The sequence below is a fragment of the Pseudomonas koreensis genome (genome assembly GCF_025447595.1).
GTDB classification, from domain to species: domain Bacteria; phylum Pseudomonadota; class Gammaproteobacteria; order Pseudomonadales; family Pseudomonadaceae; genus Aquipseudomonas; species Aquipseudomonas koreensis_H.
Genome location: NZ_JAOEJU010000001.1, coordinates 356469 through 380709, shown reverse-complemented (window position 1 = coordinate 380709; position 24241 = coordinate 356469). Strand labels below are relative to the sequence as shown.

Annotated in this window: 21 protein-coding genes; 4 read left to right on the top strand and 17 right to left on the bottom strand. The window is 61.0% G+C overall.

All coding sequences use genetic code 11. The features are described 5' to 3' along the window. Positions 1-27: 27 nt before the first annotated feature. On the top strand, positions 28-2385 hold the full coding sequence (locus N8H71_RS01680) for a tetratricopeptide repeat protein (protein WP_262192479.1): 2358 nt from the start codon (positions 28-30) through the stop codon (positions 2383-2385). A 42-nt stretch (positions 2386-2427) separates the two neighbouring features. Here the strand turns inward: N8H71_RS01680 and N8H71_RS01675 are convergent, their stop codons facing one another. The 3 genes from N8H71_RS01675 to N8H71_RS01665 all read right to left on the bottom strand — a co-directional run bounded on the left by N8H71_RS01675 (position 2428) and on the right by N8H71_RS01665 (position 5681). Next, positions 2428-3402, bottom strand: a complete 975-nt coding sequence (locus N8H71_RS01675; protein ID WP_262192478.1) for a hypothetical protein — start codon at positions 3400-3402, stop codon at positions 2428-2430. A gap of 129 nt (positions 3403-3531) precedes the next feature. Continuing rightward, positions 3532-4011, bottom strand: coding sequence for a DUF934 domain-containing protein (locus N8H71_RS01670; RefSeq protein WP_262192477.1), 480 nt, complete (start codon positions 4009-4011; stop codon positions 3532-3534). After that, positions 4008-5681 (bottom strand): nitrite/sulfite reductase, encoded by a 1674-nt coding sequence (locus N8H71_RS01665; RefSeq protein ID WP_262192476.1) that lies wholly within the window; start codon positions 5679-5681, stop codon positions 4008-4010. The genes N8H71_RS01670 and N8H71_RS01665 overlap by 4 nt, the downstream gene beginning before the upstream one ends. Before the next feature lie 339 nt (positions 5682-6020). Here N8H71_RS01665 and ccoN point away from each other — a divergent pair, with 339 nt between their 5' ends. After that, positions 6021-7448 carry a cytochrome-c oxidase, cbb3-type subunit I gene (gene ccoN / locus N8H71_RS01660; RefSeq protein ID WP_007955093.1) on the top strand — a complete coding sequence of 476 codons (1428 nt, stop codon included), beginning with the start codon at positions 6021-6023 and terminating at the stop codon, positions 7446-7448. Positions 7449-7463: 15 nt separating this feature from the next. After that, positions 7464-7685 (top strand): cbb3-type cytochrome c oxidase subunit 3, encoded by a 222-nt coding sequence (locus N8H71_RS01655; protein ID WP_262192475.1) that lies wholly within the window; start codon positions 7464-7466, stop codon positions 7683-7685. Between the two features lie 119 nt (positions 7686-7804). Here N8H71_RS01655 and N8H71_RS01650 read toward each other — a convergent pair whose 3' ends face one another. Continuing rightward, complete coding sequence (locus tag N8H71_RS01650; protein ID WP_262192474.1) at positions 7805-8308, bottom strand: GNAT family N-acetyltransferase; 504 nt, start codon at positions 8306-8308, stop codon at positions 7805-7807. A gap of 375 nt (positions 8309-8683) precedes the next feature. Between N8H71_RS01650 and N8H71_RS01645 the strand changes: the two genes are divergently transcribed. After that, complete coding sequence (locus N8H71_RS01645) at positions 8684-10408, top strand: hypothetical protein (protein ID WP_262192473.1); 1725 nt, start codon at positions 8684-8686, stop codon at positions 10406-10408. 65 nt (positions 10409-10473) lie between these two features. On the opposite strand, the gene N8H71_RS01640 is transcribed toward N8H71_RS01645, so the two are convergent. From N8H71_RS01640 to N8H71_RS01580, 13 genes are all read right to left on the bottom strand, one after another. Further along, positions 10474-11451: a LysR family transcriptional regulator gene (locus N8H71_RS01640; protein ID WP_262192472.1), complete on the bottom strand. Its 978-nt coding sequence runs from the start codon at positions 11449-11451 to the stop codon at positions 10474-10476. A gap of 157 nt (positions 11452-11608) precedes the next feature. Then, complete coding sequence (locus N8H71_RS01635; protein WP_279309506.1) at positions 11609-12541, bottom strand: peptidylprolyl isomerase; 933 nt, start codon at positions 12539-12541, stop codon at positions 11609-11611. An 11-nt stretch (positions 12542-12552) separates the two neighbouring features. Then, complete coding sequence (locus N8H71_RS01630) at positions 12553-13020, bottom strand: YbjN domain-containing protein (protein WP_007955105.1); 468 nt, start codon at positions 13018-13020, stop codon at positions 12553-12555. Positions 13021-13049: 29 nt separating this feature from the next. Then, positions 13050-13679 (bottom strand): DNA repair protein, encoded by a 630-nt coding sequence (locus N8H71_RS01625; RefSeq protein WP_262192470.1) that lies wholly within the window; start codon positions 13677-13679, stop codon positions 13050-13052. 16 nt (positions 13680-13695) lie between these two features. Next, positions 13696-15393 (bottom strand): putative porin, encoded by a 1698-nt coding sequence (locus N8H71_RS01620; protein WP_262192469.1) that lies wholly within the window; start codon positions 15391-15393, stop codon positions 13696-13698. Between the two features lie 39 nt (positions 15394-15432). After that, positions 15433-16137 carry an energy transducer TonB family protein gene (locus N8H71_RS01615; RefSeq protein ID WP_262192468.1) on the bottom strand — a complete coding sequence of 235 codons (705 nt, stop codon included), beginning with the start codon at positions 16135-16137 and terminating at the stop codon, positions 15433-15435. A 3-nt stretch (positions 16138-16140) separates the two neighbouring features. Beyond that, positions 16141-16566, bottom strand: a complete 426-nt coding sequence (locus N8H71_RS01610) for an ExbD/TolR family protein (RefSeq protein ID WP_007955109.1) — start codon at positions 16564-16566, stop codon at positions 16141-16143. 11 nt (positions 16567-16577) lie between these two features. Further along, positions 16578-18377 (bottom strand): DUF2341 domain-containing protein, encoded by a 1800-nt coding sequence (locus tag N8H71_RS01605; protein ID WP_262192467.1) that lies wholly within the window; start codon positions 18375-18377, stop codon positions 16578-16580. Positions 18378-18391: 14 nt separating this feature from the next. Then, positions 18392-19987, bottom strand: a complete 1596-nt coding sequence (locus tag N8H71_RS01600; protein WP_262192466.1) for a ShlB/FhaC/HecB family hemolysin secretion/activation protein — start codon at positions 19985-19987, stop codon at positions 18392-18394. 71 nt (positions 19988-20058) lie between these two features. After that, positions 20059-20670: a transposase gene (locus tag N8H71_RS01595; protein WP_115077770.1), complete on the bottom strand. Its 612-nt coding sequence runs from the start codon at positions 20668-20670 to the stop codon at positions 20059-20061. A 274-nt stretch (positions 20671-20944) separates the two neighbouring features. Next, entirely contained in the window at positions 20945-22153 is a 1209-nt protein-coding gene (locus tag N8H71_RS01590) for a DSD1 family PLP-dependent enzyme (protein WP_262192951.1), read from the bottom strand. A 74-nt stretch (positions 22154-22227) separates the two neighbouring features. Continuing rightward, complete coding sequence (locus N8H71_RS01585) at positions 22228-23556, bottom strand: D-arabinono-1,4-lactone oxidase (protein ID WP_262192949.1); 1329 nt, start codon at positions 23554-23556, stop codon at positions 22228-22230. A 76-nt stretch (positions 23557-23632) separates the two neighbouring features. Then, entirely contained in the window at positions 23633-23986 is a 354-nt protein-coding gene (locus N8H71_RS01580) for a c-type cytochrome (RefSeq protein ID WP_115077767.1), read from the bottom strand. Between the last annotated feature and the right edge of the window lie 255 nt (positions 23987-24241).

The following is a 24241-nucleotide window of genomic DNA, read 5'->3' as shown; positions in this document are numbered from 1 at the left end:
AAATGCACCTGGACTACGGAAGTCGCAATGCCCAAGCATAAAAACAACGACGCACCGCTTCAGCCTGATGCTTCACCGACCTTTATTTCACGTTACCTGTTTCCTGTTCTGATCGGCCTGCTGCTGGCGGCCGTGGCGGGGATCGGCTGGTTTCTGTTGAGCCCCGCACCAGTGCCGGTCAAGCCGATTCCCGTAAGCGCCCCGGTTGCGGCGCCGGCCAAACCCGCCCCCACCGTGGCGACTGCGCCCGCGAGCATGGTCGATGAACAACAATGCCAAGGCTGTCACAGCGAACAGGTCAAGGACTGGCAAGGCTCGCACCATCAACTGGCGATGCAGGCAGCCACCGCTGAGACCATGCTCGGCGATTTCAACAACATCACTTTCAAAGCCGAAAACGAAACCACCCGCTTCCTGCGCAAGGGCGACGAATTCTGGGTCAACACACCGGGCATCGACGGCAAGAACGCCGACTTCAAAGTGGCGTACACCTTCGGCATCGCCCCGCTCCAGCAATACCTGATCGAAGTCGGCGAAGGTCGGTTGCAGGCGCTCGGCGTGGCCTGGGATACCGAGAAAAACCGCTGGTTTCACCTCTACCCCGGCCAAGGTGTGAACTTCAAGAATCCATTGCACTGGAGCAAGCCGAGCCAGAATGCCAATTTCATGTGCGTCGAGTGCCACACCACCGGTTACAAGCGAAACTTCGATGCGGCCAGCAACACCTTCGCCAGCCAGTGGAACAGCCTCGGTGTCGGCTGCCAGGCCTGTCACGGTCCGGCGTCGAATCACCTGGAATGGACGGCAAAGAAAACCGACCTGATCCACGCCGGCTTTGCCGTCGATCTCAAGGACAAGAACGCCACCGTCGAAATCGAAACCTGCGCCCGCTGCCACGCCCGCCGCGCACCGTTGGGTGACGGCTACACCGTCGGCAAGCGGCTGATGGACGATTACCTGCCCAGCGTCCTCACCCGCGAACTGTATGCGCTGGACGGCAAGATCAAGGACGAAGTGTTCGAACACGGTTCCTTCGCCCAAAGCAAAATGTTCGACAAGGGCGTGCGTTGCAGTAACTGCCACAACCCCCACAGCACCGAGTTGAAGGCACCGGGCAACGCGGTGTGCCTGCAATGCCACAACACCGCCGGCAAGACCTCCGTCGAAGGCGTCGACGGCAAAGGGCTGCAAACGAAGAACTACGACAGCATCGAACACACCCGCCACACCATGGGCCAGCCCGGTTCGCAATGCGTGGATTGCCACATGCCCGGCAAGTTCTACATGGGAAATGACTTCCGCCATGACCACAGCTTCAGCATTCCCAACCCAGAACGCGCGCAAAAGCTCGGCACGCCGGATGCCTGCCTGACCTGTCACCAAGGCAAGGCCGGGGACAAGGTCACGGCGCAATTCAAACTGTGGAATGCCTCGGCTACGCCCCAAGCCCTTCGTTACGACGAATGCCTGTGGCTGATCCGCAATGGCCAGCCGGGTGCCGCGCAGGCGTTGTACGAGCAGTTGCAGCGCAGCAACCTGCCTGCGATTCAGCGGGCGACGCTACTGGCCGAGCTGCCTTCGTACCCCAGTGAACAAGCACTGAAACTGGCGACCACGGATCTGAAAAACCCGGCACCACAGGTTCGCGAAAGCGCCGTGCGGGTGACCAGTGCGTTCGTGCCGCCACCGGAGCGTGCGCCGTTGTTGACGCCACTGCTCGGGGATCCGGTAAAAGCCGTGCGCATTGCAGCCGCTCGGGATCTGATCGGCACGGCCCGCAATGGCCTGGGCGGCGCACAAGCCAACTGGGAAGCGGCGATTGGCGAATACGAAGCGGTGCAGAAAAGCCTGGCTGAACGTGCCGAGGCCAACCTGAATCTGGCGATGCTCTATCAGGCCAGCGGTCGCAGTTCGGAGGTTGAAGGCCTGTTACGGACGGCGTTGAAGCGCGATCCGGACTTCTATCCGGCACTGGTCACGCTGGTGCAATGGCTCGAAGCAAATGGTCGTGTTCCAGAAGCGCAGAAACTGCTGGCCGACAACCTCAAGGAACATCCTGACGCCGCGCTATTGCAACACACCCTTGGCCTCTCGCTGATACGCGCAGGCAAGACTGACGATGCGATGTCCCAGTTGCGCAAGGCTGCACAACTGGAACCACAGAGCCCGCAGTACGGTTATGTGCTGGCGGTGGCGCTGCATGAAAGCGGCAAGGTGGATGAGGCTTGCGCGCAGCTGGAAAAAATGCTCAAGGCCCAACCGGCGAACCGCAATGCCAGGTTGTCGCTGATTCAGTGGTATCTCGACAGCGGGCAGGAGCCGAAGGCGCAGGTGTTGTTGCAGGGGTGGAAGAAGCTGAATCCGGGGGATCCTGCCTTGAAATGAAAACAGGCGGGAGCAGCGCTCGGCTGCTCCCGCCTGTTTGCGTTACCAGCTCGAAGTCTCCCCGCTTCTCAACGCCATCTCCCGCCGGCTGTTCGCCCGCATCGCCTTGATCAGCGACACCGTGCCCACCAGCAAAATCGCCGCGCCGAATAGAAAATCAATGTTGTACAGCTGGAAATCCTGCACCGGCCCCACCAGTACCGTACGCACAACACCGATTCCCACCAGCGTGGCGAGGAAGTCGATCCCCGGCTCATCGCGGTAGAACACCAGCAACAACGGCAGGCACAGCACCAGCAGCATCAACAGCACCACGACCTTGAACGAGCCTTTACGCTCGACGCTGAACGCGCATTCGTGGGGGCCGTAGGCCTTGTAGTCCTCGTCGCGGATCATCGAGCTTTTCTCGTTGATGTAGTCGGCGCGGTTGTATTTCTGGATCGGCGTGAAGGTGTTGGACATCTCCATCAGCGTGGTGATGTTCTTGAATCGCAGGTCGATGCGCTCGCTGCCCTTGAGGTAATACAGGACTGGCTTGTAGCCGTAGCGATAGGTGTCGAAAGGGAATTCGGTGACCCGGCCCTGAACACTGATCGGCCGCGATTCGAGTTCGGCAAAGGCGCTCTTGTCGGTCGAGGCAAGGTTGCGGCTCAGGGGCAGGACTTTCACCTGTTCGAGGAAGATCGGCGTGACGCCAAACGACCACTGCAACGGTTCAAGACGCAGACGCAGTTCGTTGCGGCCCAGGTCATAGCGGTTGAAGGTCCGTTCGGAGACCACCACCGCGCCGCTGAGCATGAACTCGCCGCGCAGGTTGTTGGTGATGCGCAGGGTCAGTTGATCCTTGCCCAGCAGCGCCGCTTCAGTGTTCGGCGGCGTGCCGCACCAGGCGGTGCTTTCGCCGACGCCACCGAGCTGGCCACCACGGTTTTCGTTGAACACATAGATGTAACCGGCCCACAGCGTCACCATCAACAGCAACGCGGTGATGCCCAGAATTTTTTTGCCCGGACTCACTGATCAGACTCCCTTCTTCGTTCCGTCGTCCAGCCGAAAACCCGCTGGCGATGGGGACTCTACCAAAAGGCCACCATCGACCCAAGGTAAAATCCCCGATTCATCAGGGTTCTAAGGGTTTCCCCTGCATCAGCGGCGTCTGAACAAGGGCCGCGGCTCGATCACCGAGCGCCCGTACAACACGCTCATCCCGGCCAGGCCCTTGAGCGCATCCTCGGCGGATTTGTCCTCGCGCACGGCGAAGCTGTCGAAACCGCACTGGCGCATGTGGCTGAGCTGGTCGCGCAGCACATCGCCGATGGCGCGCAACTCGCCTTTCCAGCCGAAGCGGCTGCGCAACAGATAGGCCTGGCTGTAGGCGCGGCCGTCGCGAAAGCTCGGGAAGTCGAGGGCGATCAGTGGCAGCGAGGTCAGCCATGGCAACAGGCTCTCAACGCCGTCGTCCGGACCGAGCCAGACCGCATGGGTCGAGGGCGACTCGAGCCAGTGGGCCAGCGGCAGAATCAGCATTTCGGCGCCATACACAGTTTCAGGCGAGCGAATCAGCGTCCATGGATCGTCCATCACGATGCGCGCCCCGCTCTCCTCCATGCGCAGCAGATTGTTCATACCGGCACCTCCAGCGCTTTCGGGTAGACCCGCTCCTTGAACGGCTCCAGTCCGATGCGTGCCACGGTATCGACGAACAGTTCTTCGGCTTCGCGATAACGGACGAAGGTGCCGATGATCCGCTCGATCACTTGCGGCACTTCGGCGGCGCTGAACGACGGGCCGATGACTTTGCCCAGTGCGCTGTTCTTGCCCTGGGCCCCACCGAGGGTGATCTGGTACCACTCGCTGCCGTTTTTATCGACGCCGAGAATCCCGATGTTGCCGATGTGGTGATGGCCGCAGGCGTTCATGCAGCCGGAAATGTTCAGGCTGATGTCGCCCAGATCGTGCAGGTAATCGAGGTTATTGAAACGCGCCTGAATCGCCTGGGCAATCGGGATCGACTTGGCGTTGGCCAGCGCACAGAAATCGCCGCCGGGGCAGGCAATGATGTCGGTCAGCAGACCGACGTTGGCGGCGCCCAGCCCCTGCTCTTTCGCCAGTTGCCACAGCGCGAACAGCTCGGACTTGGGCACATCCGGCAGGACGATGTTCTGCTCGTGGGCGATGCGGATTTCGCCGAAACCGAAGCGCTCGGACCAGTCAGCCACGGCCTGCATCTGCGCATCGGTGACGTCCCCCGGCGGCGAAGCCAGGCCCGGTTTGGTCGACAGCACCACGCTGGTGTAGCCCGTCATTTTGTGCGGTTGCACGTTGCGCGCGACCCAACGGGCGAACGCCGGGTTGTCGGCCAGGTGCGTGCCGAAATCCAGATCGGGGCCTGCCAATGTGCGATAGCTCGGCGGCACAAAAGCGCTGGCGACTCGCTGATATTCATCCTCGGTCAGTTGCGCCGGACCGTCCTTGAGGTGTTGCCATTCTTCTTCGACCTCCTTGGCGAACGCCTCGATGCCCAGTGCCTTGACCAGAATCTTGATCCGCGCCTTGTACTTGTTGTCGCGCCGGCCGTGACGGTTATAGACCCGCAGCACCGCCTCGACGTAGGACAGCAAGTGCTGCCACGGCAGGCCATCGCGGATCTGCAGACCAAGGATCGGCGTGCGCCCCAGACCACCGCCGACGATCACTCGCAACAGCATCTGCCCGTCACGGCCGGGGTAAAGGTAGAGGCCGATGTCGTGCATCATGATTGCCGCGCGGTCCTGCTTTGCCGAGCAGATGGCGATCTTGAACTTGCGCGGCAGGAACAGGAATTCCGGGTTGATCGTCGACCATTGCCTCAGGATTTCCGCCAGCGGACGCGGGTCGATCAACTCGTCCGCCGCGACCCCGGCGAAGGCTTCGGTGGTGATGTTGCGCACGCAGTTGCCCGAGGTCTGGATCGCATGCATGTTGACCTGCGCCAGACGTTCGAGAATGTCCGGCACTTCGTGCAGTTCGATCCAGTTGAACTGCATGTTCTGCCGGGTGGTGAAGTGGCCGTAGCCACGGTCGTAATCCCGGGCGATGCTCGCCAGAGTGCGCATCTGTTCGGCGCTCAGCGTGCCGTAGGGAATCGCCACCCGCAGCATGTAAGCGTGCTTTTGCATGTACAGGCCGTTTTGCAGGCGCAGCGGCAGGAACTCTTCTTCGCTCAACTCCCCGGCCATGAAGCGCTCGACCTGATCGCGAAACTGCGCAACGCGCTCGAACACCAGCGCCCGGTCGTAATCATCGTACTGATACATGGAACTGCCACCTCATCAGGAGTTTCCTGTGGGAGCGAGCTTGCTCGCGATTGCGGTGTGTCAGGCAACGACAATGTTGGCTGACACACCGCAATCGCGAGCAAGCTCGCTCCCACAGTTTCTTGCAAGCACTATGACGTTGCAGCGCAGCCCGTTACAGATTCACCTGAACGCATAAAAACCGTATCAGGGCGCGGCAGATGGCCGCAGGCAGCGCTTCGATCTGATCCGCATAAATGAACATTTCCTGAGCCTGTTTTGTTTCCGGTGGGGTTTCTACAGTGCAGCTCGTGCCAGACCGGGTGGCCTGGCAAGACTTTGACCGTGGAAGAATTGACCATGAGCACAGCAACAATCGGACAGGCTTATAACTACAAGGTCGTCCGCCAATTCGTCATCGCGACTGTTTTCTGGGGTGTCGTGGGCATGGCGATGGGAGTATGGATCGCCTCGCAACTGGTATGGCCGGACATGAATCTGGACTTGCCGTGGACCACCTTCGGCCGCTTGCGACCGTTGCACACCAGTCTGGTGATTTTCGGCTTCGCCGGCAGTGCGCAATTCGCCGCCAGTTACTACGCGGTACAGCGGACCTGTCAGGTGCGGCTGTACTCGGACAAACTCGCAGCCTTCACTTTCTGGGGCTGGCAATCGGTGATCGTGATCATGCTGGTCACCCTGCCGATGGGCTACACCACCACCAAGGAATACGCCGAGATCGAATTCTCCGGTGCGGTGTGGATGGCCGTGGTCTGGGTTGCGTACGCCGTGGTGTTCTTCACTACCGTGGTGCAGCGCAAGACCAAGCACATCTACGTCGGCAACTGGTTCTTCGGTGCATTCATTCTGGTGATCGCCATGCTGCACGTGGTCAATCACCTGTCGATCCCGGTGGACTGGTTCAAGTCCTATCCGGTGTATTCCGGCGCCACCGACGCCATGGTGCAGTGGTGGTACGGTCACAACGCGGTGGGGTTCTTCCTGACCACCGGGTTCCTCGGGATGATGTATTACTTCGTGCCCAAGCAAGTGAATCGGCCGGTGTATTCGTACCGGTTGTCGATCGTGCATTTCTGGGCGCTGATCACCCTGTACATCTGGGCCGGCCCGCACCACTTGCACTACACCGCACTGCCGGACTGGGCGCAGTCGTTGGGGATGGCGATGTCATTGATCCTGCTGGCGCCGAGCTGGGGCGGGATGATCAACGGGATGATGACCTTATCCGGTGCCTGGCATCAGTTGCGCACCGACCCGATCCTGCGCTTCCTGGTTCTGTCGTTGGCGTTCTACGGCATGTCGACGTTCGAAGGCCCGATGATGGCGATCAAGACCGTCAACGCCCTCTCTCACTACACCGACTGGACCATCGGCCACGTACACGCCGGCGCCCTCGGCTGGGTGGCGATGATCACCTTCGGCGCGACCTATCACATGGTGCCCAAGGTCTTTGGCCGCGAGCGGATGCACAGCACGCCGCTGATCAACCTGCACTTCTGGCTGGCGACCATCGGCACGGTGTTGTACATCGCGTCGATGTGGGTCAACGGAATTACCCAGGGCCTGATGTGGCGGGCGATCAACGAGGACGGCACGCTGACTTATTCGTTTGTCGAAGCGTTGCAGGCCAGTCATCCGGGGTTTGTCGTGCGCTTTGCCGGCGGGGTGTTTTTCCTTAGCGGCATGTTGCTGATGGCCTATAACGTGTGGCGCACGGTGCGGGTGGCTGATGTTGCGATTGCTCATCGTGAAGCGCAGATCGCCTGATCAGGGGAGCCGGTCATGTTCGATGTATTTTTGAATGTGTTGGGTGTGGTGTTTTTGTGGCTGACGGTTGAGTACTGCCTGCGGCATGAGACGGCCGAGAGCCTGGACGAGGCGAGTCTGACGCCGTTTGCCGATGATCCGGAGGTGGCGCGGCGGGTGGAGTTGGCCACCGGTAAAACCGTGAAAGCAATAGCACCGGAGGTTGCCAAACCGGGGTGGGTCAATCTGGAAATGTGATTGTTCCCCGTCCCATGTGGGAGCGAGCCTGCTCGCGAAGGCGTCGGATCAGTCGCTCCTTACATTGACTGCCCAGCCGCTATCGCGAGCAGGCTCGCTCCCACAATTACTGCCATCGTTCAGCGCAGACGCGCCATGCTCACGGTGTCGATCCATTGCCCGTCACGCACGGCATAATCGCGAAACAGGCCCTCGTTCTCGAAGCCGAACTTTCGATAGAGCCCGATAGCCGCCTCGTTGTCGGCGTACACCGAAAGCTCGACCCGGTGCAGGTTCATCCAGTTGTCGGCGACGTCCAGCGCCGCTGTCATCAACTTCGTCCCCACGCCCTTGCCTTGCCAGGCCCCCGCAACGCTCAGCCCGATGCTGCCGGCATGGCTGCGGCGAATCCGGGAAAAAGCCTCCAGCCCCAGATAACCGATCACCACGCCTTGGTGCAGCGCCACCAGTTTCAACACTCGCTCGCTGTCCGGCATCAGGCGCTGGCGCCAGATCTCGGAGGATTGAAACGGCATCTGCAACACTTGCCGGGCCACCGCCGGGTCGTTGTAGAGCGCAGTGACGCCTTCAAGGTGGCATTCGTTGAAGCGTTCGAGATCAATCGCGGGGTTGTGTTCAGGCATGAAAGATCCCTCCTGGATCAGTGCGTGGCCGGTCACTGTAAACCGCTTCCCCACGAACTCGCCACGACTGTTTAAAGCCGTTGACCGAAACGTCCGGCAAGCCACAACTCCTTGCGCCATTGCCTACGCATCCGCCAGAATCCGCCGGCTTGTGCGCCTTGAGGGCGGGCTCTATCGTTTCCGGGTCGCTGACGAATCAGCGAAAATCGAAACGGTTTCTATACAGAGCCGCTTTACTGTCTGCGGGACGGGTCTGGATGGCTCAGATTGATGTCCGTTCATCTTGAAACCATCGTCAACTGTCAGATCTGACAGTAGCCGAAACGGATAACACAGCGTTTTCATGGCACATCACTCACCGAGGAGTTGTGTGCCATGAACAATCCTGCATCCAACGGCGGTCCCGTCCTCGTCCTGGCACTGACACCACCCTATATTCCACGCCAGACCTACCCGATTAATCACCCTGTCGCCCAGGTCGGGCTCTCCCGGCTCAACTATTACGCGGACTCGAAGGGACTGTTGGTGTTGTTCGGGCCTTATCAGGGGCAGGCGCCGAATGAGACCGGACGAATGTTCCTCAATGGCTTGCCTGCGCCGATCCCGGCCGAGCTCACCAAAGACACGACCTCACCGCTCGAGTTTCACTTGCCAGTGGGTACGCTTTCCGACGATATCAATACATTGAAGGTCAGTGTCCAGCGTCAGTCAGGCAATGAAGAATCGGCCGAGTTGATCGTACTTCACTACCTCACAGACCCTGCCGGCAACGATACGGATCAAAACCCCGGCAATTCGTTGCTGAGCATGGATGTCACCCCGAAGAGCATCGGGCCGGGCGAGGCAGCAGCGGGCGTGACCGTGACAATGGATTATCCGGGCAAGCAACTGCATGACCGGTTGACGATCAACTATGGCGGTAAAACCCTTACCCATCAGCTTTCACCAACTGGGCAGGATCCCAACCCCGAAACCAGGCCAGTGGTCTTGACCTTTTACACTGCCGATCTCGCCCACTCCCCCAACAACCCGCAATTTGTATTCAAATACAACGTCATCAATCAGGTAGGCGACTTTTCCGGCACGTCTTCGACAGGAGTATTCAACCCGCAGGAATTCTGGTCGAAGGATTATGTGGTTGATGTGCATCTCGATTGGGTGGAGCTGCCGGAGGCCATCCTTCAGGAAACTCTCGGAGATAACGGTGACGATCCCGCCCTTGTTGATCTGGGCAAGATGAATGGCGGGCCGTTGTGGGCGCTGATTCATCTGATTCCCTCGATCTGGCAGGCAGGAGATCAGATTCATCTGACATTCGAAGCGTGGCTCAATGGGGCTGTGGTCGCCAGCCATGACGAAGCCTTCCCGATCGGTAATGTTCCGGGGCAGTTTTCCTGGCAGATCCCCAATGCGAAGGTGGTTGCCAACAGCCAGGTGAGGGTCAAGTTCGAACAAATCAGGGGAGGCAAAGTCATCGGAATTTCCAAAACCGCCGAGGCACAGGTCGTGGGGACCGGTTTGCCCGAACTGGAAATGGATACCACACCCGTGTCCCTGTCCGGTGCTCGATATTATGTGACACCGAAGGTGACGCCCGACCACGGAGATTACGGGGCTCCTTCAAACCCTAATCCCGGGACCTCAATCGACCGACCTGCAACGGGCGGTGTAGGCATCATTTCTTACCATTCCACGGATGCCGAGATTGTAGCTGTCGACAGCAAAGGGCGTATTTATGCCAGAGGCAATGGTATGGCGACCATTACCGCCAAAGACGCGGCCAATCAGACAAAAAGCTATACCGTCACCACTTCGGGCCCTGCTACAGCGGTACATTGGTCCAGCGCTCCTCACCGAAAATGGGCCGAAATTTTGCCCTACCTTAATGCCGTAGGAGGCAGACTGTTTACGCTGTCTGAGATCCAGTCGAACTATCGCAGTTTTGTACCTGCGCGTTTTCAGATAGTGGGTCAGAGCGCAGCTACGTTGACTTCCACCCCTGGACAGACTGGCACGCACTGGGGCTTCACATTCATCAATACATCCCGGGAATATGAGGACAGTTTCTATACCTGGCGATTTCTTTATGTGAAGGTTTGATTAAAAAGATAAAAAGCAACAACAGCCGTCCGAAGACATCGTAAGCAATCGGACGGCTTTTGGCCTTATTCAAACCACTCCCGACGCTCACTGAACGTCCTCCGAATCAATTCGATCAGCGTCTGCACCTCCCCGACATCCTGCGATTCACTGTTCACCGCCAGCCACACCTGCAACCGCATCGCCTCGTCAAACAACCCCGGCAACGCCACCAGCCCGCGATCAAACCGGCTCATGTACATCGGCAGCAAACCAATGCACGCACTGCAACGGATCATCTCCAGCATCAGCTCATAAGACTGCATCTGCACCACCCCGGCCAACCGCTGTTCGACCAGCTCATTCCAAGGTCGAAAGCTGTCGATCTGCCGATCGTGCTGCCATTGCACCAGCATGAAATCGACAAGGTCGTCCGGGCTTTCCGGGCGGGCGGTGACACGGGAATAGCGTTTGGCGATGTGCGGCTGGTATTCCAGTTGCGCCAGGCGTTGCGGTTCGCTGGTGGCGAAGGTCGGGCCGGGATACGGGGTGTCGCCATGGGCGAGCCAGAGCACGATGTCGGCGCTGACGGCGCGCAGGGCCAGTTCGCTGTCGAGGGCGATGATTTCCAGGCGCACGCTGGCGTTGCGGCGCAGCAGTGCGATGAGGTCGCGACCGAGGATGTCATGCAGGATCGATTCGGCGACGGCCAGCCTAATCAGCGGCTGCTCGATCACCGGCAGTTTGCGTTCGTGAGCCAACGCGATCAGTTGCGCCTGCAGTTGCTGGCCTTCGCGGGTCAGGCTGAGGGCGCTGCCCTGAAAGCTGAACAGCGCGCATTGCAATTGCTGTTCGAGTTGCGCCAGTTGTTTGCGCAGCAGGGTCGAGCGCACGTTGAGGCTGCGAGCGGCCTGCATGAAGCAGCCGCAACGGGCGCTGACCAGAAAGTATTGGGCGACGTCGCTGTCGAGGGTCGCGGCCTGCGCCAGCCAGGGTTCGTCCTTGTCCCGTGGCCAGCGGAAATCGGCGCTGCTCTGTCGTGCTGCGGGTTCGGTGAATGACATCGATGACTCCCTGTCGATCTTTGTTGTTTGCCTTTGCATAAATCCATTGTGGGAGCGAGCTTGCTCGCGAAGACATCGGCACACGCAACATCTCATTGCCAGATACACCGCTTTCGCGAGCAAGCTCGCTCCCACAGGGTTCAGAGGTGGATCTGAATTACAGTTTTTCCTCCAGCACCTTGTTGAGCTCGGCCCCGTCGATGCTCAGCGTTGCGGTGTTGAGCATGCCGTCCAGGTAGGCCTGGGCGATCTGTTCCTGACGTTGCGCCCGCAAAGCCTGAGTCAGTTGATCGCGCAACTCGTCGAGGGTCGCGGTGCGGGCCGGTTGTTGTTCGGTGAGTTTGATCACGTGAAAACCGGCGCTGCTCTGAACGGGATCGGACACCGCGCCAACCTTGAGTCGTGCCACCGCACCGCGCACTTCCGGCACCAATTGCTGCAACGGTTGCAGGCCGGTGTCGCCGCCGCGTTCGGCCGTGAGCCGATCCTGGGAAAACTCCTTGGCCAACGCCGCAAAGTCCGCCGGGGTCGACTGGGCTTTCTTGCTCAGATCCGTCGCCTGCTTGCGCACCGCCTCAAGGTTCTGCGGCTCATTCACCCCGAGAAAAATCTGGCTGACCCGATACAGCGCCGGTGTCTGCCAGTTGGCCTTGCCCACGTCGTACGCCTGCTGCAACTCGGCAGCGCTCGGATAATCCGCCGGCACCTGACTCACCGACTGCAAATAGTCGCGAAATACGATCTGCTCAGTGGCGGCACGAGTCTGCCGTACAACGTCCGGGCGCTGCGCCCAGCCTTGGGCGTCGGCCTGTTCCAGCACCGCTTTTTCAGCCAGGCGGGAACGAATCCAGCGCTCCAGCGCTTCACGATTGCCACGCAATTGCTCGCGGGTTTGCGGTGGAACAGCCGCCAGCAACGCCTGCAATTCCTCAGGCGAAACCTGCTGATTGCCCAACCGCGCCACCGCAGGCCCACTGTTCGCCGCAACGACCGGCGCCGGTTGCTGGGCGGCGACCGGGTCATTGCCCGGCCGCACCACCAGCGCCACGGCCACCACCAACAGCGCCACCGCGGCGGCGCTGATTACCATGGCAGGTTTTGTCACAGCGCGACTTCCTCTTGCTCAACCTTTGGAGCCTGGGCGGCAGCAGCGTTCTGGGTGAAATCACGCAGGTAAACGATGAACTCCTGAAGCAGGCGATCCCACAATTCCAGGTTGCCGCGCAGGTAATCGCTGCTGACGCCAGCGGCCACCACCACGTCCATTTCCATCACCAGAAACTCACCCTGCAACGACAACCGGGCAAACCGGCGGGTCGCGTTCCACTGCTCGGCCACACCGGCCGGCAACTCACCCTGCACGCGCAAGGCGCAACTGAACGTGAAGTCGACGTAGCTGCCCTGCTCCGCCACCGCCGGGTTGCCGAAACGCACGGCATAACCGATGCCCTGGCTGGCGCTGAGCAACTGGACGATGCCATTCTGTTCGGTCTGGTTGACGCGGTAACCGGCGGCTTGCAGCACGTCGGTCAGGGATTGCGGGGATACGTGGGAGATCAATTGAGTCATTACTTCTTCCTTGTCCATGAGTCTTTTAATCAGTGCGCGATCGCGGCTTGCGGCGCATCGAATTGAGTCTTGTACAGTTCATCGCCAAAGCCCTGAGCCAGTTCATCGAACTTGACCCGGGCGCTGCCGGCGAAGGGCTGGCGGATCTTCATCACCTCGGCCACATCGATGTTTTCGTAGGCGGTGAGAATCTGCTTGGCCACGCCATACATCTGCTGATTCTTGACCGAACATTGCTGCACTTGTGTGTCACGTTCAGTCAATTGCGCTTGAAGCTTAGACCGTTCTGCCTCTTTGGCACGGGCCATGACCAACAACTCGTCATAGGCTTTCTTGAACTTGCCGGTCTGCTCGTTACTCGCCGCGACTTGCGCCTGGGCCTGGCTGTGCAGGCTTTGCTGCTGCCCGGCCAGTTGCTCGGCGAGGCCTTTGGCCTTGGCCAGTTCGGCGGTCAATTGCTTGATCTGCGCCTGCGCAGCCTTGGCTTCGTTCTGCGCCGCCAGTTGCGCGGCGCTGGCCTGGGCCTGCTGACTTTGCAGGGTTTGCAGCTGCTGGGTGGTGCTGCGCAATTGCGTGCGCAGCCGTTCCTCCATACCTTCGGCGCTCGCCTCGGTGGCGATCAACATCCCGAGCCCAAGCCATAAAAAGCGGATTTTCATAACCCTCTCCCGGCGCTTAGAAGCGCGTGTTGATCTCAAGCTGCATGACGTCGATGTCGAACGGCGCGCCATACACCGCCTCCGAACTCAGCCAGCGGCCGGTGGCGTAAACGTTCTTCGCCAGACCGTAATTGCCGCCCAGGAAGTAGCCCTTGGCGTTGGTGCCGCCGAGGTGGAACGACGAATCGTTGAAGCCGTCCGGCAAGGCATCCGGCTGGATGTACTTGTAGCCGGCGAACAGGTTCCAGTCGCCCTGCTTCTTCAGCTCCAGTGCGTTGCCGAGGGTGAACTGGACCATCCACGCATTGGCGCCGCTTTCGATGTTGCCGTTGCTGTCGAGGTTGTTGACCAGTTGCCCGGCCGAACGCTTGCGCATGTCGCCTTCGTCGTAGCCGAGGTTATGGATGTAGTTGCCCTGGCTGCGCAGTTTGAAGTCTTCCGGCAGGTCGGCGTCCCACACCACGTTGAGATCAAGCAGGTTGAACTCGGACGCCAGGCCAACGAATTGCGGTTGCGGCGTGGTGGTCGGGTTAAGCGGGTTCGGCGTGATGTCACGCAGCAGGAACACGCTGTTGCCCTTTTGCATGAATGCTGCGCGGGTGCCGTCGCTGTCGCAGCCCGGCGCGCCGGCCCACGGTTCGCAAGGGCTGGAGCGCTGGCCTTCGATGTCGTCGAAGCGGTAGTAGGCCAGCGCGCCTTTCAGGCGGTTGTTGCTGTTGATCGCCCATTTGGCGCCGATCTGCGCGCCGTATAGCCATTTGTTGTCGCTTTCTTCCTTGTCGAAGCCGTTGCTGGTGGTGGTGTCGTTGGTGTAGTCCACCGGGAACGCGCCGAGGGTACCGAACACGCCCCAGTCGCGGCTGAGCTTGTGGTCGAAAATCGCTGCCACGCCGTCGAAGTTCAGGTCGTTGGAATACAGCATGTCGGTGGACATGAACGGGTTGGCGAAACGGCCACCGGTCAGGGTCAGCTCATCCGACGGCTTCCAGGTCAGGTAGCCCTGATCGAGCCAGATGTCTTTTTTCGAGAAGCCGCCACCGAGGTTCTGGGTGGTCGACACGGGGTTGTTGTCCGAGCCGGTGCCGATGCGGATGCCGGCGGTCCATTCCGGCGAGATCACCGCTTTCATGCCTAGGCGGGCGCGCAGGCGGAACAGGTTTTCGCGGTCTTCGCGGGTGTTGAGCAACGGCGGCAACGCGGTGCTGCTGTTGGGGTTCACGTCGTACGGGCCGTTGTTGTTGAGCTTGGCGAAGTCGACGATTTCATTGCTGTTGCTGCCCGAGTAGTAGCGCGATTCGTCACGCAGACGGATGTCGCCGTCGAAGCTGATGCGCGACGCCCAGTCCGGGAACGTGTTGGGCGCGGCCCAGTTTTCCTGCTTGGCGGTGGCCATGACTTCGGCCTTGACCTGATCGCGGATCTGGTCGCGCACCGCAGCCGGTACGTATTGCACCCGCACATCGCCCGGTGCGGCGACCGGCCCGGCCGCCACAGCGGTGGATGCCGCAGCCTGCTTGGCCTGGGCCGCTTCGTTCTGGGCCTGGGCGATCAGTGCGTCGGCCTTGTCCTGTTTCAGAATGCCCTGCTCGACCAGCAAGCGGATCAGATTGATCGTGGCGTTCTCCGAGGGCGCAGGCGCTGCCGCGGCCTGACCGACCAGGGTCGCGATGACCATGCCGACCGCCAGGGACAATCGATTCACGTTGGAAATCATCTGCACACAACTCCTTTTCATACAGCTTTATGAATTCGGTTAACCCGGACGCCGCCCTTGCAGGGACATGCGCACAGGCAAGGTGATGGAGGCCGGTGGCCGTTCGCTCAGATGCGGCGCGTTACGCAATGCGGCCAGCACCTGACTGTCGATCTCGGGGCTGCCGCTGGACTTGATCAGCTCGACCCGGGTGATCTCGCCGACGCTGCTCAGCCACACATCGGCCTGCAGCGAAAACGCGAGGTTGCGCAGGTCGGGGTTCTCCCGCAGCAGTTTCTGGAAGGTGAACGCGAGGAACTGGCTGTAGGTGCCGTTGCCCAGTCGCCCACCGCCGGAACCGGCCATGCCGCCGCCCTTGCCCGCGCCGATGTTGAAAGCATCGCTACCGCTCTGGGCGTCGCCGTCGATCTGCATCGGGTTGGCCAGATCGTCCGCCGGCGATGGCGGCGCCTCTTCCTCGGGCTTGACCTCTTGCGGCTCGGGCGTTGGCTCGGGCTCGACGATTTTTTCCTCGACCGGGGTTTCCGGCTCCGGCGGTTTTTCCGGCGGCGGAGGTGGCGGTGGCGGCAACGGGATGATCGTCGGCACCTTCGGCGCTTCCCGGCGGATGCCGCTCATGTCGTTGGCCCACTGCCACAACAGAAATGCCGCGATGGCGCCCAGCAGCAGCCCGACGCCCCACTTCACGTAACGCAGTGGCGACTTTCTCACCGGCAAAGGCTCGATTGGCAGTTGTGCAGTCATCACTCAGCCCTGCGTCGGTTTGCCGGTAACGAGACCGACCTGGGACAGTTCAAGCCGGCGCAGCAGATCCAGCACTTCGATGACTTTCTGGTACTGCACCGTGGCGTCGCCGCGCACGATCACGGGAAAGTCCGGGTTCTGCGCTTTCTCGATGCGCAGGCGTTCTTCCAGCTCCGGCAGGGTCACCGGGTAGGCGTCGAGGAACACCTGGCCGCCGTCGTTGACCGAAATCGCCTTGGTCTTGGCCTCGGACAGCGACACGGCGGCGCTGGCCTTGGGCAGGTTGATCTGGATCCCGGAGACCTGCGCGGTGGCGGTGAGGATGAACATCACCAGCACCACCATCAGCACGTCCACCAGTGGCGTGATGTTGATGCTGTCTACCGCTGCATCTTCATCATCGTCGTGGGAGGCATTTACGGACGCCATGTCAGTGCTCCTCAGGCCGGTACGGAGTGGTTGGCGTGATGACCGCGCTGATGCGCCGCTTCACTGGACTGGCCTTCGCCGTGCATCTCCGCCAGACGGGTGATGAACTCGTCGACGAACACGCGCATGTCAGCGCTTACTTCCTTGTTGCGGGTGATCAGGCGGTTGTAGCCAAACAGCGCCGGGATCGCGACGAACAGGCCCATGGCCGTAGCCAGCAAGGCTGCCGCCATGCCCGGCGCGATGGCGTTGATGTTGACGTCGCCGGCCATGGCCGTGCCGAGGAACACCACCATGATCCCCAGCACGGTGCCGAGCAGGCCGATATACGGACCGCCGGCAATGGCGTTGGACAGGGTCGAAAGCTTCGAGCTGAGTTGCTGGTTTTCACGGGTACGCACGCCGTCCATCGAGCAGCGGATAGCTTCGATGGTTGCGGCGGAAACCGACGAGGTATCGGCGCCCTGCTCGCGGCGGGTGCGGATCTCTTTCACCGCTACCAGATACAGGCGCCACAGCGGCGAGTGCTGCAAACGCTGGGCGAGTTGGGTGTCGTCGGCGAACATTTCCAGGCGAGTGCCGACCTTGGCGAACTGCACGCGGAAGTCTTCGTTGGCGGCAGTGACGCGGCTGAGGGTGCGGTTCTTGCGCAGCATGATGATCCACGACTGGAACATCATCAGCACCAGCACCGCGATGATCACCCAGGCATCCACCGGCACCGCGTTGAGCAGGAAGCCGAGGCTGCCGAAACCGAAACCGGACTGTTCTTCATCTACGCCATAGGCGACCAGTTTCGACTCGGCGCCCTGGGAAGTGGCGTCCGCCAGCAACAGCGGCGCCGGGCGGGCGACTTTCGACAGGCGCAGTTCGTCGATGGCGCCTACGAACGGCTGGAAAGTACCTTCATGAAGATCAGCACCGATGGCCATGACCGAATTGAACGCCGGCATCGCCTGAGCCAGTGCCGCGCCTTCGCGACCGTTGATGTACAGCGTCACTTTCGCGCCTTCAGCGGTCAGTGCGACGTGCTGCCATTGGCCCGGATTCAGCGGCTGCGTGGCGATCCCGCGCTGGCCATCGATCTCCACGAACGGTACGCCCTGATTCACACCGACCAGCAGGCTGTTGGTGCCTTCGCGGCGGGCCAGGATCAACTGTTCGCCATTGGCCTGATCCAGACGCAGCCAGGCACTGAAGGTGAATGCGCCGCCAGCGTTGTGCTGCAACGACGGACTGGCCGGCAGCAGCAACGGCTGGCCGCTGAACTGCAAGGCCCGCCCCACTACGCCGTCAATCGCGGCGCCGGTCGCGCTCTGCGCGGTGTTGCCGTAAGCAGTGGTGTCTTTCGCCGGAGTGCCGGTGGCGCCGTCGAAGTGATAGAGCGCGGTGTAATTCGGATCGAACGTCAGCTGTCCGTTGCCGGTCGCCGGCGCCTTCTGGTTGCCGTAGTACATCCATATGTCCTGGCGCTGACCGCCCTCGACATTCGGCACATCGACCCAGATCAGCGCCATGCCCATCAGCGCGTCGAAGCTTTCGACCTGGTGGTTGAGCACGGTTTTGTCATCGGCGGCGACGAAGCGCAGGTCCGAGCCGTCCTCTTTTACGCCATCAAACGTGAAGTTGCCGGTGTGCAGGCGCACCAGCAGCGCGGTGCGGCCCAGAGCCTGATTGATCGCGGCACCTTGCGGTGTGGTGTCGACAGCGATCTGTTTGCGGTAATGCCAGTCGTCCTGCCACCAGGCCTGAGCCGTGGCCGGGAGCACGAAGCCCAGGCAGATCAACAACGAAAGGAAAAGGCGCTGCATGGAGGTGCTCCTTGTTAGAAAGTGGCCTGAAGGTTGAAGTGCAGGCGCGATTCCTGTTTCGAGGTGTTCGGCCCTTCGAGTAGCGGGTAGCCCCAGTCGAGGCTGCCGGACAGCCATTTGCTCAGGCTGGCGCGGGTGCCGAGGCCGACGCTGGCCAGGGCGTAATTGGCGTCCTGATCCGGCAGTTCGTCGCGCAGATAAAGTTGCGCGCCCTCGGCGAAGGCGTAGAAGCGCCAGTCCTGCATCCAGCCGCCGACGTACTTGGCCAGCGACGGTGTACGCAGCTCTTCGCTCAGCAGGAAACCGTCATCGGCGGTGCGTTCAGCGGCCAGATAACCGCGCACCGAAGTGGCGCCGCCGGCGGAGAATTGTTCGTTGGAAACCAGTGGTCCCGACGCCAGCTGGAACGCGGCTTTGCTTGCGCTCTGCCAGTCGCTGTCGAAGGTCCAGGTGAAGTTGGTATCGCCCTTGAGCACGGCGAAGCTCGGGTTGGCGCGGTAGCGTTTGTAGTCGAAGTCTTCGTCGGAGCTGCCGTAGCCGAAGATGCTGCGCGTGGCCGCGACCAGGCTCAGGCCGAGGCCGAGCTGGCTCTTTTCGCTGTAGCGATAGCCGTTGTAGGCGAAGGTGAACGGCGCGTATTTGAGCGGCACCTTGTCGCTCTCACCGGACAGGGTCAGGCGTTCGTCGAAATCCTTGAAGTCGATGCCGGCCGACAGCGAGTTCGACCAGTTGCCGCTGGACGGGATCGTGTAGATCGCCGCTACGCCATAGGAATGGCCCTTGCCGAGCACGTTGCTGCCGCCGATGGTGGCGACGTTGCTGTCGGACTGGTAACCGGAGAACTGCACGCTCCAGCGCTCGGTCAGCGGCGCGGTGTAGGAGCCGGACCAGACCTTGGCGTTATCGGTTTCCTGGGGCGCGGTAAAGAACGTCAGGTTGACGCTGTGCCCCAACTGCCAAAGGTTGTTGTAGCCGAGGCTGGTGACGGTGCGCAGCTTTTCGGTGTCGGCGCTGTAGTCGTTGTTCAGCCCCACGCTGGCGGTCCACGGGTTCTGGTCTTCGACCTGCAAGTCCACGTCCATGGTGCCGGGGCGCTGGCCTTCGCGCACCAGTGGCATCACCTGCCGGCCCGGGGTCTTGTTGAGTTGCGCCAGTTCGCCCTGGACCTTGGCGAAGTCCGGCACCTCGCCTTCCTTCAGCGCCGGGACGTTGTCGCGGATATCCAGCGGTGAATAGTGTTTGGCGCCGACCACGCGGACCCGGCCGACCTTGGTTTCGCTGACTTGCAGGTAGACGATGCCGTCGGCTACGGCTTGCTCCGGCAGTTCGACGAACACCGATTGGTAGCCGCGTTCCTGATAGACCTTCTGCAAGGCGTCCCGCGCACCTTCGATGTCGCTCAGGGCTTTTTGCGGGCCGAGGAACGGGTAGACCGCTTCTTCGATGGCCCGCGCATCGAGCACGGTGTTGCCGCGCACGAAGTATTCGTTGACGTCCACCAGACGCTGCGCCGCTGCGTTTTCGGCCTCATCGGCGAACGCCGGCTGCGCGCCGGCCGTCACCAGCAGCCAGCCCCACAGCGCCAGCCGTGACGTGAAAATCTGATCCACACTACCCCCTGAAATTCGCGATGACCTGTTGGCGCTCATGCGCCTTGCGTGTTCGTCAATGACTGGCGTTGTTAATTGCTGACGTGCGGGGCCCCGGTGTGCTTGCCCAGCCAGGTGTGCAGCAGCGCGAAGTTCAGCGAGAACTCGGGCATTTGCAGCAGCGCGCCGCAGAACACTTCACCGATGATTTTCTGGATGAGCTGCACCGCACGCGGCTCGTTGAGCAGCGTGGCGATGTCGCGACTGAGGACGTTGAAGCTCCAGACTTTCTGGTTCAGGCCCAGGCCGACGAACCAGCGGAACAGCAGGTTGTAATTGAGCTGTTCGTAGAGCTGCTGCTCGCTGGGCACCGAATACAGCAGTTGCAGCAGCAGAATGTGCATGACCGTCTGCGGGGCGATCAGCATGCCGGGTTGGGCATTGAGGTCGTGCAGCAGGTCGCGGTGGGCGTCGAGCAGGTCATCGATCTGCGGGCGCAGCAGCACCAGCGAATGACCCGGCGGAATGTAGCTGGAGACCTCTTTCAAGGCGCCCTGCCAGTCATCCTGCGACACGATCCAGACCCACGGCGCGCCGTATCGATACACCGAAACCGGCTTCTTGCGCGCGGCTTCGACGATCTTCGACAGGCGTTGATCGAGTTCCTGCATGCCCACTTTCGAGTAGCGTTCCATAGTCCCCATTGCCTCACTCCCGGCGTCCCGCCTCGGCTTGTGAAAAGCGCCCAAAGGGCCCCTCAAGCGCGTTACATAGGCATGACCGGACTGGCGATGTGCTACCGAACTTTTGTCATAAAAGCTTCATTACGGAATTGGAGTGAGATCGATCGGGCACCACAAAAACCTGTGGGAGCGAGCTTGCTCGCGAAAGCGTCCTGTCAGTCACCTTCTATTTGGCTGACACACCGCATTCGCGAGCAAGCTCGCTCCCACAAGGGGGATTTGTGTTGGTTTTGAGTCAGGTGTAGACCGGCCAGGTATCGACGATCTTGCCGCCACGCACCGCCAGCAAGTCGCCGAACTGTAGAAGAACGGCTTCGGTCTGGGTCGGCCGCAGGAACACTTGATCCTCCACCGTCAGCCCCACGGCATTCGAGCCATTGACCATCTCCTGATTCGAACTGCGTCCGTAAACGCCATTGCTCTGCAATCCGGGCGGCGATTCGAACTCGGCCATCCAGTTGCCGCCGTAGATGAAGAACGTCTGGCGCTGGTTGGCGTCCCACCACGAAAACAGTTTCGACTTGTCATCCAGCGCCGGAATGTTCACCGCTCCCGTGCTTTTCAACACCGGGGTGGCGATGTAAGTGGCAGGCTCGTGTTCAACCAGCGACGGCAGGTCGTAATGAGTCGGCTTGAGCATCGCCGTCCCCACCGACACTTCACTGCTCAGATGTTCGTTTTCATGCATGCGATAACTCGGGCTGCCGGCGGTGTTCAGGCACAACCCGTCATGCCACAGCGCCGGGTATTGCTGCCGGGTGAAGTCGACGCAACGCTGATAAATCACCATCACCTTGGCGAACAGTTCCTCGGGTGATCCAAGAATCCCCGGCACGCCCATGCCCACGAAAGGGTCGTAGCCCATGAACCCGGCGAACTCCAGGTGCTGCGGGTTGGCGGCGATCAGCGCGAGCATCTGCCCGAGCACGTTGACATCACTGACGCCACCCCGGTGCAGGCCCACGTCCAGTTCGATGTTGATCCGTATCCGGGTGCCCAAACCCTGGGCCAGCGCGAGGTATTGCTGCAAGCGTTCGAGGTTGTCGATCAGCCATTGCAGTTGCTTCGCGGGGTCGAACGGACCTTTGTGGGTCTGGTAGAAAATCTCCGCCGAACGAACTGGCAAGGGCTTACCGAGCAGAATGTCCGACTGCGGGAACGTCACCGCATCGTGATTGAGAAACGGCTGATGAAACGACATCAGCCGCTGCGTCCCTGCCCGTTGGCCGATGTAGCTGAGCAGTCCCGGTGACGGCAGCGACTTTTCCACCAACCGCAACTGCTTGCCCGCGCGTTTGACCGAGCGCATCACCACGTCGATGTTGTGGTCGAGGCGATCCAGGTCGATCAGCAACACCGGACGCATCGGGCCTTTGGTCTTGAGTTCGTTGTTCAGCGCCCGGAAATATTCGCTGTAAGGCCCGCCGCGATCCCCCGGCCTCAACCATGCGCCAACACCCACCAGCAAAGCGCCAACACCCAACGTCCCGAGCACGAAATTACGTCGATTGACCGCCATCAGCTCACCCCCAGAATCGACGACAGATGCCCGTTGAGAAACTTGCCGCTCGGGTCCAGCGCCTGGCGTACCTGAATGAATTCCTGCCAGCGCGGATACAGCGTTTGCAGCGTGCGGGCATTGAGCGTGTGCAACTTGCCCCAGTGCGGGCGACCGTTGTACTTCCAGAAGATCGGCTCGACGGCGGCGAAGAAATTGTGATGGTCCATCTGGTAATGCTGGTGGACCGAGATCGAGCAACTGTCGCGACCTTCGAACATGCTCAGCGGAATGTCGTCGGCCTTGACGTAGCGGTACTCGATGGGAAACCAGGTGCGCAGGTCCTTGTCGCGGATCAGCTTGAGAATCTCGCGCAGGCACGCCGGGCCATGTTCGGCGGGCACCGAATATTCCATCTCGTTGAAACGCACGGTGCGCACGTTGGCGTAGATGTCGAACGAGTCGCCGACCCGGTCATCGAAACTCGCCAGATGTCGCAGGCTGTTGAGCAGCGAACTGCGCAGACCCGGGAAATCGCTGCCGTACTTGTCGATCTTCTCTATCAGCGTCACGAACTCGTTGCCGCCCTCCTCTTCGGGTGGGATCGGCGGCGTGGGCGGATCGGTGGTTTCGTTGAGAGCGATCGACAAGGCGTAGTCGGAATGGGTGACGACGAGCATTTCCCAGTGCTGGTTTTCCGAAGTGTTCTTGTCGATGTCTTCCAGCAATTCTTCGGTCTTGGCGATCCATTGGCGTTCGCGCAGGCGGTAGGCCGGACGGTTTTGCAGGCGGATTTTGGTGGCCACTCCCAATGCGCCGAGGGACACTCGGGCGGCATTGAATACTTCGGGATGACGCTGGCTGTCGCAGTCCAGCACTTCGCCGCTGGCGGTCACCAATTGCATGCCGCAGACGTGGGCTGAATAGGACTGGAAGGTTTTTCCGGTGCCGTGGGTGGATGTGGAAATCGCCCCGGCGAGGGTCTGGTAGTCGATGTCGGCCATGTTTTGCAGGGCCTGGCCGATGTCCTTGAGCGGCGTGCCCATGCGCGACATCGGCGTGCCTGCGGCGAATTCGGCTTGCAGGGTTTTCGGGTCGTGATCAAGCAGGCCGTTGAAGTAGCTCAGGGACAGCAACGTACCGTCGGTTGGCACCAGCGCGCTGAAGGAATGCGCCGAGCCGACCGGACGGATCTTGCCCGGTGACTGCTGAATGATCGTCGTCAGTTCATCGAGATTCTTCGGCGCCACCCGCGCCGCCGGCAGGCAACTCTGGCCGCCCGACCAGTTGCGCCAGGGAATCAGTCGAGGCGCGCGCATCAACTGGCCCAGCGCCGGATTGGAAGCCAGCGCGCTGAACGCACCGACGATGCTTGCCCGTTGCAACAACTGCCGGCGTGTCAGATCTATCGGCATGCCAGGATCCTTATTGTGGGAGCGGCTGGTCGGCCATGAAGCCGATCAACTGAAGGAATTGTTCTTCCGAGCACTCGACGCACTGGCCCATCGGCGGCATGCCGTTGTAGCCGTTGATGGCGTGGTCGAGCAGCGTGTCGGCGCCCTGCCGGATGCGCGGCTCCCAGGCCTTGCGGTCACCGGTCAGCGGCGCATTGGCGGCGGGGTTGGCGTGGCAGAGCTGGCAGCTGTTGGCGTAGATCTGCGCCAGCGCCGGGTCTTTGGGAATGGTGTTGTTGGTGCTGGCCGGGGGTTTGGGGTCTTCGCCGCAGCCTGAAAGAGTCAGGAACAATGGCAGCAGTAAAGTGAATCGGCTTGCCCGCATAACAATCCTCGCGTGTGGCATCACTTATTGTTGTGATCACACCTTAAGGCAGCGGTGCCAGCGCGTTGAGGGCATTGCGGGCCAGCGAAGGGGGCATCCGGGGCCAGTCCGGACTCGGCTCGGGACCGGGTGCAAACAGCAAACTCTCAGGGAGCTGATGTTGCCAGCCCTCTGCTCTGCGCCTTTGCGTGACATTCCCGTGACATTCGCGGGTTTAAATTTCAGTGAATTCAGGCGTATAACCTGTAAAGCCTT